The 16020-nt window shown below is 62.3% G+C and carries 14 protein-coding genes; 2 read left to right on the top strand and 12 right to left on the bottom strand.

The window, feature by feature from the left end:
• Nucleotides 1–4: 4 nt before the first annotated feature.
• The 7 genes from VEIS_RS20205 to VEIS_RS20175 form a co-directional block, all read right to left on the bottom strand.
• Nucleotides 5–2923, bottom strand: coding sequence for a site-specific DNA-methyltransferase (locus tag VEIS_RS20205; RefSeq protein ID WP_011811864.1), 2919 nt, complete (start codon nucleotides 2921–2923; stop codon nucleotides 5–7).
• A gap of 6 nt (nucleotides 2924–2929) precedes the next feature.
• Nucleotides 2930–3520: a DUF4276 family protein gene (locus VEIS_RS20200; protein ID WP_011811863.1), complete on the bottom strand. Its 591-nt coding sequence runs from the start codon at nucleotides 3518–3520 to the stop codon at nucleotides 2930–2932.
• Nucleotides 3520–4719: an AAA family ATPase gene (locus VEIS_RS20195; protein ID WP_011811862.1), complete on the bottom strand. Its 1200-nt coding sequence runs from the start codon at nucleotides 4717–4719 to the stop codon at nucleotides 3520–3522. The genes VEIS_RS20200 and VEIS_RS20195 overlap by 1 nt, the downstream gene beginning before the upstream one ends.
• A gap of 99 nt (nucleotides 4720–4818) precedes the next feature.
• Nucleotides 4819–5022 (bottom strand): hypothetical protein, encoded by a 204-nt coding sequence (locus tag VEIS_RS20190; RefSeq protein ID WP_011811861.1) that lies wholly within the window; start codon nucleotides 5020–5022, stop codon nucleotides 4819–4821.
• A complete protein-coding gene (locus VEIS_RS20185; RefSeq protein ID WP_011811860.1) occupies nucleotides 5019–8081 on the bottom strand; it encodes a BPTD_3080 family restriction endonuclease in 3063 nt (1020 codons plus the stop codon). Before VEIS_RS20185 ends, VEIS_RS20190 begins: the two co-directional genes overlap by 4 nt.
• A 30-nt stretch (nucleotides 8082–8111) precedes the next feature.
• Nucleotides 8112–9167, bottom strand: a complete 1056-nt coding sequence (locus VEIS_RS20180; RefSeq protein ID WP_011811859.1) for a Fic family protein — start codon at nucleotides 9165–9167, stop codon at nucleotides 8112–8114.
• A 111-nt stretch (nucleotides 9168–9278) separates the two neighbouring features.
• Nucleotides 9279–9806 (bottom strand): hypothetical protein, encoded by a 528-nt coding sequence (locus VEIS_RS20175; RefSeq protein ID WP_011811858.1) that lies wholly within the window; start codon nucleotides 9804–9806, stop codon nucleotides 9279–9281.
• Nucleotides 9807–10582: 776 nt separating this feature from the next.
• On the opposite strand from VEIS_RS20175, the gene VEIS_RS20170 reads away from it, so the two are divergent.
• Nucleotides 10583–11590, top strand: a complete 1008-nt coding sequence (locus tag VEIS_RS20170) for an integrase domain-containing protein (protein WP_049773979.1) — start codon at nucleotides 10583–10585, stop codon at nucleotides 11588–11590.
• Between the two features lie 36 nt (nucleotides 11591–11626).
• Nucleotides 11627–12031, top strand: coding sequence for a hypothetical protein (locus tag VEIS_RS20165; RefSeq protein WP_011811856.1), 405 nt, complete (start codon nucleotides 11627–11629; stop codon nucleotides 12029–12031).
• A 69-nt stretch (nucleotides 12032–12100) separates the two neighbouring features.
• On the opposite strand, the gene VEIS_RS20160 is transcribed toward VEIS_RS20165, so the two are convergent.
• From VEIS_RS20160 to VEIS_RS20140, 5 genes are all read right to left on the bottom strand, one after another.
• Entirely contained in the window at nucleotides 12101–12676 is a 576-nt protein-coding gene (locus tag VEIS_RS20160) for a PIN domain-containing protein (RefSeq protein WP_011811855.1), read from the bottom strand.
• Nucleotides 12673–13140, bottom strand: a complete 468-nt coding sequence (locus VEIS_RS20155) for a helix-turn-helix domain-containing protein (RefSeq protein WP_011811854.1) — start codon at nucleotides 13138–13140, stop codon at nucleotides 12673–12675. Before VEIS_RS20155 ends, VEIS_RS20160 begins: the two co-directional genes overlap by 4 nt.
• Nucleotides 13141–13245: 105 nt before the next feature.
• A complete protein-coding gene (locus tag VEIS_RS20150) occupies nucleotides 13246–13557 on the bottom strand; it encodes a DNA-binding protein (RefSeq protein ID WP_041950223.1) in 312 nt (103 codons plus the stop codon).
• Between the two features lie 52 nt (nucleotides 13558–13609).
• The gene (locus tag VEIS_RS20145) at nucleotides 13610–14869 is read right to left on the bottom strand and encodes a tyrosine-type recombinase/integrase (protein WP_011811852.1); all 1260 of its coding nucleotides are present in this window, start codon (nucleotides 14867–14869) and stop codon (nucleotides 13610–13612) included.
• A 210-nt stretch (nucleotides 14870–15079) separates the two neighbouring features.
• The gene (locus VEIS_RS20140; protein ID WP_011811851.1) at nucleotides 15080–15997 is read right to left on the bottom strand and encodes a YicC/YloC family endoribonuclease; all 918 of its coding nucleotides are present in this window, start codon (nucleotides 15995–15997) and stop codon (nucleotides 15080–15082) included.
• Between the last annotated feature and the right edge of the window lie 23 nt (nucleotides 15998–16020).

The following is a 16020-nucleotide window of genomic DNA, read 5'->3' as shown; positions in this document are numbered from 1 at the left end:
ACGGTCAGATTTTGAACACCTTCATCACCTCATCCCCCAGGTGATTGATCACCTTGACGGCAATGCGTCCCGACTTCGGTTTGTCGAAGGGACGTGAGGTATCGCTGTTGAGCGTTGCCCAGGCGTCAGCATCAACTTCTGCCTTGAGCGTGGTCTTGAGGGATTTGTAGGGGTCGTTCGCGCCCAGGAAGTAGGCGTGGCGGACGAAGAAGCTTTCTTCGTTGTAGTCGGTGTCGATGAACCAGCAGGCGATGCCTTCGGCGCCGTCGCTGCGCACCTCGCCGGTGTTGGGGTGGAACACGTCCACGCCATTGACCTTTACCCGCACCTGACCCTCGTCGCCATGAGGGCCGGCGTCGAGGATGTCGATGTCCGGCTCACCGAAGATCACGAACAGGTTGCCCTTGCCGGTGTTCTTCAGGTCGTCGGCCATGTGCAGGTCGGCGTTCATGCGGGCCTTGAGCACGGGGATTCTGCCGAGCTTGTCGAACTCGCTGGAATGCGCGTCGTAGTTGAAGGCGCAGGCGATCAGCACGTCGAAGCCCGCGTCGCCGGCCTCGCGCGCGGCGGCCACCAGGTCGGGCCGGGCTACGGTGCCGAACTCGGGGCCGATGAAGATGGCAGCGCGTTTCTCAGTCTCGCCCTCGGCGTAGCGACCTTCGGCACAGACCAGTTCGCCCGGCCAGGGCGTGAGCGAGGTGAAACTGATCCTGTCCTGTTTGTGCGCCTGCTGCACGCCAGCGGTCTTGAGGTTCTCCAGGATGATCTGGACGAAGTTGCGCTCGGCGTTGTATTCGGCCTGCCGCTCGGCCACATGCGGGCTGGCCGGGTCGATCAGTTCGTCATCGGCGCCCACGGCCAGCACGCGGTGGGGGGAGAGGCTTTCCACCGTGAAGGGGCCGGCCACGCGCACCTTGTTCTTGTCGGGGTAGGGCTTGTCGTAGAGGTATTCGAACTCGGCCTTGGCAGCAATGGAAGCGTCGATCTCCTTCTGCCGCGCGATGCGCTGCTGCCACCATTGGGCGTGCAGGCGCTGGGCCTCCCCAGGCCACTTGGCATCGGTATTGCGCGGGATCTCCCATTCCTGCCAAGCCTTGCCGAGCGCGGTGTTCAGCGATGCGCGCAAGGGTTCCAGCACCTGCTGGTGCTGCTCCCAGATCACGTCGATCTCCGCGTTGTTTGCAATGGACTTGAGCGTGATGTGCGGCACGCGCTCGTAGACGAAACCATGGCGCACGTCGCCATGTACCGGCGCGGTAGAGGGCGCGCTGCGCGTGACCTCGGCTTCCTTCAACTGGCCTTCACGGCTGTCGGCCAGCAGGTAGTAGGGATAGCGCGCGCCCATGATGCGGGCGCGGGCCAGGGCGAGTGCGACGCGCGAAGTATCGATGGTGATCCAGCGGCGGCCCCATTGTTCGGCTGCGTAGGCGGTAGTGCCAGAACCGCAGGTGGGATCTAGGACGAGGTCGCCGGGATCGGTGGTCATTAGGATGCAGCGCTCAATGACCTTCGGATTTGTTTGAACGACATATAACTTGTCTGATGCAAAACCCGCCGTCACTGTGTCATCCCAAGAGTTGTTCATGGGGTAAACGGGAAAGTCCAGGATGTAGCGGACATAGCTTAGGGTTTTTCCAGCCAATCCAACCCGCTTCGCTTTCTTCAAGCGATCCATGCCTGTGGTGGTTGTTTTCCAACCACTTTTTCCAACTGGAATAGTTTTCCCATCCAGTTCCACATTAAAGAACTGTGGACCACCTGAACTTTGGCTGGTCAGGTTATCCCAGCGAAACAAGCGTGAACCGTCAGGTGCTGTTTCTCTATCAGCATCTGTGGCAGGACGACGCTCTTTCGCGTCGAAGAAATCCAGCTTGTTGTAGGCCGTAGCCCCTCCAGATAGATCGCCTTTGACTCGATATGGCTGCCGATACTTGATTGCCGCGCCGTTCTTTGCATACCAAAGAATAAAGTTATTGACCGAAGCCAGAGTTTCGGTTCCCCCTGTTGGAGATCCTGCACCTCCGGTGGTCTTGAAGTTGATTTGACTAACGAAATTCGCATCGCCAAACACTTCATCGAGAACGGTACGCACTCGATGAACGTTTTCTTCGCCAATCTGCACAAAGATCGACCCCGACTCGGTCAATAGATCCCGCGCGACCGTCAGCCGGTCGCGCAGATAGGTCAGGTAAGAATGAATGCCGTCGCGCCAGGTGTCGCGGAACGCCTTCACCTGCTCCGGCTCGCGCGTGATGTGCTGGGCATTGCCGTCCTTCACATCGCGGCTGGTGGTGCTCCACTGGAAGTTGCTGTTGAATTTGATGCCGTAGGGCGGGTCGAAGTAGATGCATTGCACCTTGCCGCGCAGGCCCTCGCGCTCGGCGAGGGAGGCCATTACCTGCAGGCTGTCGCCCAGGATCATGCGGTTGGCCCAGTGGCCATCGTGCTGGTAGAACTCGGTGCGCGCGTTGTCGCTGGGAAGGCCGTTGAAGTCGGCGAACAGGTCGGTCTGCTCGGTCGGCTGGCCGCTGCCGCGTGTAGAGGCTTCGCGCTGACGCTCCGTCTCCCGCCGCAGGTCGTCAATCAACACCTTGGGATGCACCTTCTCCTGGATGTAGAGCGGCGGGGCGTTGACGACGAGGTCACTCCAGTCCTGCTGGTCCTTGCCGCGCCACAGCAGTTGGGGGTCCAGGTCGCGGTTCAGGCGCTGCTGGAATGCGTCCGACGATTTGCCCAGGTCGTGCAGCGCCGCGAGGTCGCTGAGCCACTGCGTGTTGGCGCGCGGGTAGGCCACGGGCCTGGGGCTTTGCTCGTCCTTGGCCATGACCGACTGGTACTCGGCCGTGGGGATGTTCCTGCGCGTGGCGCCCTCGTGTTTGAGGGTGTCGACGACGAGGGGGGCTTTGGGGTTTCTGGTGGCCATGGTTGATCAGTTCAAGACTTCTTGATAGCCCATGCCGGCAGCCATGTGGCGCACGCCTGCAACGAATACCTGTAGGCTTTTCGATTGGTTGTTTTCTGGCTGCAGGTGCCGGGCCATGGCGCGTGCGCCGCTGTTTTTCTGAAAGGCAGGCACGAGGCGTTTGACTTCCACAGAAGGCTTTTGCCAATCGTCTGGCTGGGCGAAACGCTTGCGATGTGCCGGGGTATCTGCCTTGGGCTGGTCAAAAGCGGCAGCCAGCGCGGCCAAGTCGCCAAGATACCAGCTTTCGAGTTCCTGGCAGGCCAGACGGATCAAGGTTTCCGGGCGGCCACTCTGCACACACAGGACACGTAACCTGGCCTTCAGGTCGATGCAGTCGGCGTTGTCGTTGTCGCGCACGATGACGAAGCGGTCGCCGGGGATGCGCCATGCGGCCAGCTTGCGCGGGATGCTGCGGTCCAGGTCACTCTTGCCCTCGTGGGGTACGCACTGGAAGTGCTGGCCATCCACCCAGCCGGGGAACAGGCGCGGCAGCCAATCGTCGAGCAGCACCCGCATGGAAGGCTCTTCGAGCAGAAAGATGATGCGGCCCTGCATCAGCTCACGTCCTTGTTGAGACCCTCGAACAAACCCTGCTTCCACAGATAACCGGGAAGGTCGCCGGCATCGAACAGAGAGCGCAGGTTCTCGGAACTGCTGGCGCGGGTGATGGTCGTGAACCCCTGGTCCTTGCGCAGGCAGTAAATCTCGTCGAGGGTCAGCGCATTGAGGAAGTCAGGTGAGTGCGTGGAGATGAAGACCTGTCCACCCCGCTCGGCGTAGTCGCGGAACTCCTCGGCCAGTTCAGGCAGCAGCTCAGGGTAAAGCTGGTTCTCGGGCTCCTCGACAGCCAGCAGCGGATAGGGCTTGGGGTCGTTGAGCAGCACCAGATAGGCAAACATCTTGATGGTGCCGTCCGAGACATGGCGGGCGATGAACGGGTCCTTGAAGCTGCCGTCCTGGAAGCGCAGCACGAGCCGGCCGTCTTCCGTCTGTTTGGGTTCCACCACCGAGACGCCCGGCACCCTGCGCTGCATGGCATGCAGCACGCGGTCGAAGCGGTCGCGATGATGCTCGAACAGGTAGTTGGCCACCAGAGGCAGGTTGTCTCCCCGGGTAGAGAGGTGTTCGGCAAAGCCGTCTTCCTGGCTGGGGCGGGCCTCGGAGACGTGGAAGTCGGAGATGTGCCAGTTCTCGATCATCAGCCGGAAGGCACTGGCCGCCTTGAAGCGCTCGAACTGCCCCAGGCCTTTGATGGCGAGGATGTCCGGGGAGTCCAGTTCCTGCTCCTCACGGGTCAGGTCTTCGTCGGGCTTGGAGAAGTCTTCCTCGTTGGTGATGGCATAGCCCTTGCCTGCCGAGAAGTCGAGGAAGCGGAAGGGTGCACCGTAGGCGCCACGCTTGTAGCGCAGGATCTCGCGCTCGACGACAGGGCGCCCGCTTTTTTTGTCGGGCCTGATCTTCAGCGCGTAAGTAACGAGCCGGTCATATCCGGTGATCTCCAGGCGAAACTGCAAAGTGATCTCAATGGGTTCATTCGCGAAACCGCGGCTCGCCACCTCGCGGTAGCCTCCTCGCTTGGCCAACGCCTTGGCCACGTTCATCGACAGGGCGTCCTTGAGAAAGGAGAACACGTCGAACAGGGTGGACTTGCCGGTGCCATTGGCCCCCACCAGCACGCACAGGCGCGGAATGTTTTCCAGCTTCGCATCGCGGAACAGCCGGTAGTTCTTGATGGCGATGGATTCGATTTGCATGGAGGAACCTTTCAATCCAACGTGGCTGGGCAGCGTATGAGTATCAGGTCATTCACCTCGCGCTGGCTTCCGGAGCCGAGATCGACCATTTTGTTGACGTCAACAAAATGGTCCGAGACGGGGTGGCCGGACACTTCGCAGGCCACCTTGGCCTTGGTAGATGACGGTGCCGAAGTTGCGCCACTCGGCATAGCCCAGCAGATGCTGCAGGTCTCTGGCCAGCCAATATTCGACCCCGCCATCGGTCTGCTGGGCATGCCCCTCGAAGGTGCTGGTCAATGCGTGGACGAGTTCGGATTTCATGTGTTCTCCCTTCGGTTGTGCTGCTCGATCATGGCGTCGAACGCCTCTTGCACCTTCTGGGCGAAGTCGTCCTGCATCTGCCACACGTCCACGAACTCGGCAAAGGCCCAGCGGCCATGGGTGCCGAGCCGGTTCACGCCGGGCACCCAGTGGGTGAGCATGGTTTCCTTCTTGATCTTGGCGTCTTCACCGCGATAGCCCTTGATCTCGACCACGAGGTTCAGCAAGTCACCTTCACCATGTCCGTCATCCACGCGCACGATGAAGTCGGGGCGGTAGCGGTGCGCCTGGCCATCCTTGCGGTAGGGCACTTCCAGGCCCAGGTTGTGGTTCTTTATGTAAGCGCGTACGCGCGGGTGCGACTCGGCCACGCGGCAGAACTCGGCTTCCCAGTCGCTGTCGAGAATGACCCAGTTGACATGGCAGCGCGGGCCACCCTGTGCCAGGCCACTGGTGTCCCAACGGTCTGTCTTGGACGTGTTGAAGCTCACATGCCGTGTGCTGCCCACCGGGTTGTAGGGATCAAGCACGGCCTGGATGGGGCGCTGACCGAGAAAGGCACGGGTGATGCCGGCGTTGATGCGTTCACAGGCATCGTCGGCCAGGGTCTTGTACTTGAGCTGGGCGGGGTAGGTGCCGCCCTTGCAGTCGAGGTAGCTCTCTAGCCACTGGCGGGCAATGCGTTTGAGCTGGCCGAACAGGTGCAGCTGGGGCTGCCCGTCGGCATCGCGGAAGCGGGTCAGCAGCAGATGGGAGGTCAGCTCGTACACCACCTGCGAGGGGCGCACGTCGCCCGTGTGGACGAGGTTCAGGTCCACCTGCGCGCCGATGATGCCGGAGTTGCGCGTCTCGGTGGCTCCCACCAGCGCAGGCGTGAGCTCCATGCGAGAGTCGTCGGTGAACTCGGCACGCAACTGCTCCTCGGGAAGTTCCACGCGATAGCCCTGTACCCGCGGGAAGCGGATCTCCAACGCCTCGCGTTCGCGCAGCGCTTTCACCTGGATGGTTTCACGCGGCTTTTGCGGCGGCGCGACCACGGGCTCGGCGTTGAAGTCGAAGGGAATGCCGAGCACGTCGGCGTATTCGACGTTGAAGCGCTCTTCTGCGTTGAGCTCGTAGGACTGGCGGCGCAATGCGCGGCCAATCACCTGCTCACAAAGCAACTGGGTGCCAAAGGCGCGCACGCCGAGCACGTGGGTCACGGTGTTGGTGTCCCAGCCCTCGGTCAGCATGGAGACGGAGACCACGCATCGGATGGAGTCCCCCAGCCGGCCCGGCTTGCCCACGGTGTTCATCACCTCGCGCAGCAAGTCTTGGTCGGTGATCTTCTGGCCGGCTTGGGCGTCCCCCGTTCGCTCGACGATTTCGCGGCGGAATCGGTCGATCTCATCGGCGGCCATGCCGCGAAAGCTGTCGTCCAGGGCTTCGCCGGATTCGAGCTGCTCGCTGTCGATCAGCAAGGTGCGCGGACGCCCCAGTGCGTTGCCGTAGTCGTCCTGGTTGCGAAACAGCGGCAGGCGGCCGGCTTCGTGGGCACCATCCGCCCGCGTGAAGCCCGAGATGTAGTCGTACACGAGCTTTGACGTGGCCGTGTTGTTGCAGACCACGATGAAACAAGGCGGCACCGCGAGCTGGGCCTCTTGCCACAAGGCGAAGGTCTTTTCATAGTGGCCGTACAGGGCTTCCAGCGCGGTCTGCAGTTGCGTGGGCAGCTCCAGCGGGTTCAACCCTTCGGCCTTGCCGCGACCTTTCTTGGGCATCTTGGCGCGGATGTGTTCCCACAGGTTGCGGAACATCGGCATTTCAGCGCCGGGGATGTTGTCGGCCACGGGCACACGTGGCAGCTTGACGATGCCGCATTCGATGGCATCCATCAGCGAGAAGTCGCTCATGGTCCAGGGGAACAGCGTGCCTTCGGCGTAGCCTGAGCCGCGCAGGAAGAAAGGCGTAGCCGACAGGTCGAACACGCGGGACAGGCCCAGTTTGCGTTGAACGGCTTCGAGGCCGGAGATCCAGAGCCGGGCTGCGGCGTTGTTTTCTTCCGCTTCTTTCTTTTCGTCGCCTTTCAGGTCATCGTCTTCCGATGCCTCGGGTTTTTCACGGTAGCAGTGGTGCGCCTCGTCGTTGATGACCAGCACGTCTTTCAAACCCATCAAGTCGGGCATGACCCGCTGGAGCATCTGGCCTTCGGTTTCCAGTGTGTCGAGTTCTTCGCCGCCGCGTCCCTGCAGCAAGGCGCGGCCGCCTTTGGACAACTCCACCCGTTCGCGGCGCTTGAACGCGTGGTAGTTGGTGATGACGATCTTGGCGCGCTCCAGATCGGCCAGCATGTCGCCAGGTACCAGCTCGCGGCTAGCGTAATAGCTGTCGGGATCGTTTGGCTGCAGGACGCGCAAGCGGTCGCGGATGGTCAACCCAGGAGCAACGACAAGAAAGCCGCGGGTAAAGCGCCGGCTCGTGGGTCTGCGCACCGCATTGATGGTCTGCCAGGCAATCAGCATGGCCATCACAGTGGTCTTGCCGGCCCCCGTGGCCAGTTTCAGTGCCAGCCGTGCAAGGCCCGGGTTAGCATCCTGATTGGCGCGCTCCAGATGGTCCAGAAAGGTCTTGCCCGCCTTGCCAAGTTGCGGCGCGACCTCGGTCAGCCAGATGGCGGTTTCCACCGCCTCGATCTGGCAGAAGAACGGTCGCACACCGCTGAAATCGTGGTGCCGCCAATGCTGTAGCAGCCGCGCAGTTTCCGGCGTCACACGCCAGTCGGCAGAGTCGGGCAACGCGCGCCATTTGTCGACTTCGTGCCGTACGGCATTGATGACGGCCTGATGGTCGTATTGCTGCTCCCGCGTCGAAAGGCCTTTGCCTTCGTCGAAAAGAAGCGCCTCCTGCTTGGCCTGGCCTTTGCGCTTTCTAGGCTGGGGGATGGGCGTGATGAACTCAGCTCGTCGCCGGCTGGCAATGACTTGCTGCGTAGGCTGGCCATTCTTGTCCAGCTCCCAGTGTTGCGACGGATAGCCGTACGGGGAGTTGAGGATGGGTTTCTCAAAAAATAGGTTGGTCATTGTCTATAAGCCTGTGCCGCAATCCCGTGCCTATTCGTTGCCTAGTTCATACCAGACGCCTCGGCCACTGCCGTACTGACGAAGCTGTCCATGCGCAACCAATGATCGAAAGTGCTGTTTGAGCGTGTTGCGGTTGCCGTCAGTCAACCGGATCGCATCGCCCATGGTGATGCGCCCATGCTCCCGTGCGAACTCGACGATCTGTAGCGAGAGTTCGGGCAGTGTGGCGAGTACGATCTTTTCTCGCTCTACCTTGCGGTTGAGGCGACGAACCTGTTCCGCGAGTGCCCGTAGGAAGAAGACCAGCCAGGGCTGCCAGTTTGGAGACTCGGTCCGGATCGTTCCTTGCGTTTGCCGCAATGCCAGGTAGTAGGCTTCCTTGCTCTGCTCGATTACGCTTTCGAGTGAGCTGTAAGGCACGTAGGCATAGCCAGCCTGTAGCAGCAGCAAAGTGGTCAGCACCCGGCTCAGGCGGCCGTTGCCATCTTGGAAGGGATGGATCTCCAGAAAGACCACGACCCAGATGCCGATGAGCAGCAGGGGGTGGAATCGTGCCGCGTCGCGCTCCTCGTTGAACCAGGTGACCAATTCGGTTGTCAGGCGGGGCGTGTCGAAGGGCGTCGCGGTTTCGAACACCACACCCAGCTGCTTGCCGTCCTCATCGAAGGCGACCACGCTGTTCGTGGAAGTCTTGTAGTTGCCGCGGTGCCAAGCGTCCTTCTCGCTGTAGGTCAGCAGATCACGGTGCAATTGCTTGATGTGGTTCTCGGTCAGCGTGATGTTCTGCCAGGATGAGAACACCAGTTCCATGACTTCGGCGTAGCCGGCCACTTCCTGCTCGTCGCGTGTCGAGAAGGACTTGATCTGCAGGTTGGACAGCAGGCGCGCGACCTCCCGGTCCGACAGTTTGCTGCCCTCGATGCGGGTGGATGAACCGATGCTCTCGATGGTGGCCACCCGGCGCAAGGCTGAGAGCCGGTCCGGTGCCAGGGTACCGAGCGCACGCCAGGCACCCTTGAACTCATCGATGCTGGCGATGAGCTTTAGGATCTCCGGGGTGATCTGAATGGCATGGGCGGCAATCATTGCGCCAATACTACATCCAATTACACCCAATTTTCCCTTGACGACAGCTTCAGGGGATTCATCAGATCGCAACCGGCGCTGGGCTCATGGTTCCGTTCGCCCGAATCTCGACTACTTGACGCGCCAAAGGCGCGGCGGTTCAGCTGATGCTGCGGTCAGCGCCATGTCCAAACCACGGTCCACCTGCCTTTGCAGCCGGGTCCGCCACAGTAGCCGGCCAAGCACTCTACTGGGCAGGTATAGCAACCCGAACGGAACGGTCAGCAGCAGGCTCCGCACATCCCAGCTTGCAGCCACGATGGCGCCTGAGACGAAGATGCCGACCGCTGCCAGCACATCGCAGCGGCGAAGCAGTAGTGGCGGGTCAGCGTCGATGAAGTTGACCCGCTGGCCGGTGCTCAGGTTCACCAGACCGACGGCCAGTTCGCCGAGCAACAGCACGCAGACCTCGTGACCGCGCCGCGCGGGCATCGAGCGGCTGTGGACCACGAGCTTCACCTCCTGGTCGATGCCATCGGTCCGGGCCAGCCAGAACTCTCGCCGTTCGCGCGCAGGGTATTGTTCGCACCAGCGCATGGGGACATTGATGTAGCGCTGCACCTCGGTCAGTTCGCCGGTGACGTACCAGAACTTGCTCATCTCGGACTCCTTTCGTCGTGATGGGGCAAGTTCGCATGGGCGAGCGCGTGGTCAACCATCGCGATGGTTGATCTGTGCTGGCACTCCAGTGTCACTGCGCGGTGAATGTGGTGACACTGGAGTGACAGGGGCGCCTCCTTCGGGGAGCGCGAACGTATCTGCAGTGACACTACCGGGGCGTCTGCGGGTGCTTTCTGGGGCAAGCGGGGAGTGCTCGGAACGGAGTGTTTCTGGTGGCCCGGAACCAGAGGTAGAAAGACGCCATGTCAACGCCCCGCACCTGTCAGCCCTGCCTGTTCCACCCTGTGTGGCGGCATGGCCGTCGTGGAACGGCTTGCGTGCCCGTCGCGGAACGGGCGCTGCCAGTCAGGCCGGCGATGGGGGACGAGTTCGCGGTGCCGCTCGGGCACCGCACCGGAGGTCATTCATGCCTCCGGGGTTGCCTCGGGTTCCTTGAGGACCTGGTTCGCTGCGGCGAACGCCACATCGTGCAAGACGCGTGCTGGCCGGCGATCACTTTTACGTACCTCCGCGTGGCTGCCGCATGGGCGATGGCCACAAACCACTGGCATGGCATCGGTCATGGAGCCCGCTGATGCAGCGAAACCAGGGCTCTTCCATCGATGACGGAACACGACACCATGAACGCGAAACGAACCATTGGGCGCAGGGATTGCACCCCCTCAACCAGCCCCAAGCCTGGTCGACATGGCCTGGGTCAAGGAGGTCCACCGGGACTGCATGAATTGCCTTTGTCGCCCAGACGATGGCGGTATGTGCTGAACCTGCTCTTGCGAGAACACAACTGGCGCCACAGCAGCAAGCACAAGGGCGTCAGCCACAAGACCATGGCCGAGCGCCAGCGCTTCTGCCACTGGCTGTTCGACTTTCTCCGTCAGCCGCCCCTGCAGTTCAAGCTCGATCCGCGATCCTTCAGCGGCCGGCATGCGGAAGTGGTGACGGCGCATTGGCAATCCGAAGCCAAGGCCGGACGCATGAGCCCGGCGACCATCCAGACCTACTTCAGCTTCCTGAAGACCTTCACCGTCTGGATCGGCAAGCCGAGGCTGTTGCGCCCGATTGGCTGCTACTTCGACGATGCGCGGCTCTACCAGCGCTCGCTGGCGACGGGCGTCGATAAGTCATGGCGCGCACAGGGTGTGGAAGCGGACGCGGTGATCCGGATGGTTGAAGCACACGATGTGCATGCGGCGGCCTCATTGAAGCTCATGCAGGCTTTCCATCTTCGCTTCAAGGAAAGCGTGATGCTGCGACCTCATGAAGATGTCGTCACGGCCGCCCAGGCGGGCAAGGACGGTGAGTTGGCCGCCTTCTATCTCGACACGCATCGGGGCACCAAAGGTGGCCGGGAGCGGATGGTCGCCATCAATACGGCGCAGCGGCTCGCTGCCATCGACTATGCGCGCCGGGTGACGGTGGGCGTGCATGAGAGCGTCAGCGATCCGCGTTTGACTCTGCAGCAGGCCATGCGGCATTTGCGCTACGTGATGGAGCGTCACGGCATCACCCGTGCCGGGCTGGGCGTGACTCCGCATGGCTTGCGTCATCAGGGAGCGGCCGATGGCTACGAAGCCATCACAGGGCAGCGGCCTCCGGTGGCCGGCGGCGCGCCTGTCGATCCGGACCTCGACCACCAAGCCCGACAGCAGATCGCCGAGCACCTGGGGCATGGCAGGAAGCAGATCACGAACGCGTACTTCGGCAAAACACCCAGGTCTGCAACGCAACCCAACCGTCGTGACTGCGGCCCGAACGCTCTCTGACCAATGCCTTGTCCATCTCCCCGAAAGGAACTCATCATGAATGAAACCAGTCCCCGCAGCCGCTATTGGCTCAGCCCCGGCATTGACGTGCCGGCGGAAGAGGAGGTGAGCGTGCTGTCGGCATCGCCATGTGCTTTGCGAGGCTTCTACTATGACCGCAATGCTGGAGAAGCCGTTTTCGTCCCTCCTGCCGATTTCATGGCGGAAAGCCCGCTGTGGCGAATCGACGTGCTCGATGACATCACTGCCGACGTGCAGCGTACCCGCACGCATGCGCTGGTGGCCTACTTCCGAGAGTGCGGCATGAAGCGCCCGAGTGTGCCGCTATCACGGCACTTCGAGGCGTTCCGTGCGGTCTGCGAAAGAGCAGGCATCGATGTGCCCGATGAACTCGAAGCTTTGTTGGTGCTCGACCATCAGTTCCGCTGCAGGCGGCTTTGATCACGCGCACAGATTGTTCGTGCGGGTTGCCATGAGCAGGCATGTGGTCGGCAAACCTCGTTGGGTTCGTCAGAGAATGGTCCGATAGGTCGAAAGTGCCTTGACGGTCTGGACCAGACCTTGTCGCAACAACGCGTCGAGGTAGCGATCCACATCCAGTGGCGGGCTCTTCAACTGCGCCCGCTGCTTCTGCGCTGCCGATACCACTGCTGCCGCATCCAGGTCGAACAGGTTGTCGATGAAAAGGTCTGGATGCTGCGCCTCGATGCCGAAGGGCGCGAGCGCTGCCTGCGGAAAATCCTTTTCGTTGAAGGTCACGATGACGCTGGCGCCGCAACGGATGGCCGCAGCCAGGACATGGCAGTCGTCCGGGTCTGGCAGGCGCAATCCGGCGATGAGCGCTTCGTAATCCGAGACCAAGCCATCCGGGATGGCCTGGTCCATCAATGCCGATGTGCGGTCAACCTGATCGGGGCGAAGATCCGGGCGGTTGATCAGCAGGTTGCGTTTCCATTCCTCGTGGATCTGCGTACTCCAACGTGCCCGGAAGCGGCCGGAAAGACCCAGCCACATGAGAAAGTCCCGTAACGGCGCCGGGTACAACACGCATGCGTCATAGACGGCCGTGAATGGCGACTGCCTCATTCGTAGCCCATGCCCAGTTCCTGAGCCTGTTTCGCCAACGCCGCCATGGCGTCTTCGCTGGCTTGGTCTCTCCGGGCCTTGAACTGCATCAGGTCGACAAAGCGGACGCGCCGATGCTTGCCGGCCCTGTGGAAGGGAAGTGCACCCTCTTCGAGTAGCTTGACCAAGTGTGGCCGGGACACATTGAGCATGTCGGCGGCCTCCTGGGTCGTGAGTTCGGCATGGACCGGCACCACCTTGACGGCATTGCCTTCGGCGAGCTCCGCCAGGATGTCCACCAGCAGGCGCAGCGCGGACGTGGGCAGCTCCACCCGATGGGCTTGGTTCTTGTCGTCGAAAATCTGGATCTGCTGCGTTTCCACGCGCGTGGCCAGGAAGGCGGCCAAGGCTCGCTGTCCTTCCAGGGCGGCCTGCACCTCACGCTCGACGGGCAGCGACACGTTGACAAGGGCAGCGGTGGACATGGGGGCTTCCTGCATCTGAAGAACGGTGTGGGTGATTTTATTCGAAACAAACAAAAATCGCAATAAACGAAATGACATAAACGAAATGACTGGGGCGGCGCCAGGCTACGGACGCTTTTGGCGCGGCGCTCGCTGTCGCTGGGTGGCAAGTTCGGCCCTCTCCATCTGTGCGATGGATTGACGTTTGAGCACGAACAGGTGTTCCAACTCATCCACCAGTCCCAGTGACTGGACCACGCGAGCCACCGTTTCCAGTGAGCACTGGCCGCTGCTTTCCAATGTGCGCAGCGCTCCCAGCGACAGGCCAGCCATCTGCACCAATTCGCGTTGGGGGAGCCCTTGAGCCAATCGCTGCAAGCGCAGACGCTGGCCCACGGTCAGGAGGATATCGTTGGCGGTCGCCAGTGCAAAAGTCATTTTTCTGGTCCTCAACGCGTCTTCTGCCAAGTAAGTGACACTACTTTGGTACTTACCTGGCGGTGGTGCCGCACTCTTTGAAAGAGGAGGAGACTTTCTCCAGCAGTTGCGCCCATCGATCCAACGCCACCTTGCGCTCGTCGAAGTAGTCGTACTGGTTGTAGACGCCCTCGACATCGCGGACCTTGTGGTTCAGCGCCCGCTCCGCGACGAAGCGGTCCACGCCCAGTGCGGCCATGTGGGTGCGAGCCGTGCGGCGCATGTCATGCACGGTGAAGTGCTCGATGTCGTCCAGCGGCAGGCGGAGCAACGCGACGTTCAGCGTGTCCGGGCTGATGTGGCCGAAGCGGTTCCGCCTCGGCACACCTCCCTTCATGTGGATCAGCCGGCGCGGCGGGAACAGGTACTCGCTGTTGCACGAGAACACTTGGACCTCCTCCAGCCACCGCAGGACCGGCGCCGCGAGCGGGATGTCGATGGACTGGTTCATCTTCGTGCGCGACGGGTGCAGCGACCAGACGCCACGCTCCAGGTCGAACTCGGTCCACCGGGCCGACAGCAACTCCATCTTGCGCACGCACAGGGCGAGCAGCAGCCACACGGCCAGCTCGTTCTGGCGACCGAAGTTGGGCGTGTCCTGCATGGCCTTGGCGAATGCGGCAAGTTCCTCGCGGTTCAGCCAGCGCTGTCTTGAGACTTCGAAGCCGCCTGCGTCGGAGATCTCGAAGCCAGAGACCGGGTTGGCATCGATCCAGCGGCGCTTCACGGCGAAGTGGAACATGCGGAAGAGGTGGCGCAGCGCATCGTTGGCCACGGTCGGCGTGCCTGCATCGAGGATGCGGGTGAGCACCTTGTCGATGTGCAGCGGCCGGACCTCCGTCACGCCCAGCTTGCCGATCGCCGGCTCGATGTGGCGGCGGATGACGCGAAGCACGACCTCGGGGTGTTTGTAGGTCTTGGCGATGTGGCGGTCATACCAGGCTTGCGCGAGGGCGGCCACGGCGACCTGTTCATGGGCCTTGAGCCGCTCTGCGCGCTTCTCGGCGGCCACGTCCACGCCCTGCTGGATGCGTGCCCGGTTCTGGCGCGTCGCTTCACGGGCGTCCTTGAGCGACAGGTCTGGGTAGCGGCCGAGCACCTTCTCTCGGGCGCCGCCGCCGAAGCGGTAGCGAAGAATCCAGGAAGCTTGGCCCTTGAGTGCTCCGGCGGCGGTGGCCACGAAGGTCAGGCCGCCACCGATGCCACGGTCCACGGGGCCGGTGTTGAGCCAGGCCCGCAGCGTCTTGTCGGTGACGCGTTCAGTCTCAGTCATAGCGCGATCTCCACAGCGATTTACGAGGAACCTGTGGGGTAAAAATTCGGGCGCTGTCCCGAAGTCGTGGGGGCAGTCCATTTACCCCACGATTTACCCCACAGGAATCGTGCGCTACGCTGAAATCGCTTGCTACCTCATGACATCCAAAGCCACGCTAACCAACTGATTTTCAAGGGGTTTTCGGATGGCATGTGCCGCCCTGAAACCTCACTCTATGTTCTGCACCTGCTCGCGCATTTGCTCGATCAGCACCTTCATGTCCACGCTGATGCGGGTCAGATCCAGCGCTGCGGATTTGGCGCCCAGGGTGTTGGCTTCGCGGTGCAGTTCCTGGATCAGGAAGTCCAGGCGTTTGCCTGCCTCGCCGCCCTTTTTCAGCAGGCGCTCGATTTCATCGAGGTGCGCGTCGAGCCGGGTCAGTTCTTCGGCTACGTCGATGCGCAGCGCAAAGGCCGTGGCTTCCGTCAGCGCGCGCTCGCGCGCCGCCTCGGGCAAGGTGGCGCCATCGGTCAGCGCCATGGCTTCTTTCCAGCGCTCCAGAAAGCGCTGGCGCTGCTGCTCGACCAGCGCCGGCACCATCGGGGCGGCTTGCTGTGTCAGTTTGCGCAATTGCCACAGCCGCTCCAGCAGCGCGTCCACCAGGCGCTGGCCTTCGCGTTCCCGGGCAGCCATCAGCGCGTCCAGCGCTTGCTCTGCCAGCGCGGCGATGGCCTGGCTCCCGTCTTCGCTGCCGGTCTGGGGGGTGGCGCACAGGCGCAGCGCGTCGGCCACGCTCAGGGGGGCGGCGCCCGGCAGCCAGGCCAGAACCGAGTCCTGCAACGAGTTCAGCCGCTGCAGCAGCTTCGGTTGCGGGTCTTGCAAATGGGGGCTGTCTTCGTTGTCCAGCGCTACGCGCACCTCGACCTTGCCGCGCTTGAGCCGGGCCGTGAGCAAACTGCGCAGCAGGGGCTCGGCAGCGCGCAATTCGTCGGGCAAACGCAACGCTATGTCCAGAAAACGAGCGTTGACCGAACGGATTTCCAGCCCCAGCCTGCGGGCGGGCGTAGCGCGGGCCCCGCTCTCGGCGCCAGCAACGGTGGTGCCATGTCGTGCACTGGCGTATCCGGTCATGCTGTAGACTGGCATTGGATTTTTTTGATGGTTGCTTG

Source organism: Verminephrobacter eiseniae EF01-2 (genome assembly GCF_000015565.1).
In the GTDB taxonomy this organism is placed as follows: domain Bacteria; phylum Pseudomonadota; class Gammaproteobacteria; order Burkholderiales; family Burkholderiaceae_C; genus Acidovorax; species Acidovorax eiseniae.
The sequence above is the reverse complement of the archived record's forward strand: the minus strand, read 5'-3'. Positions and strand labels throughout refer to the sequence as shown.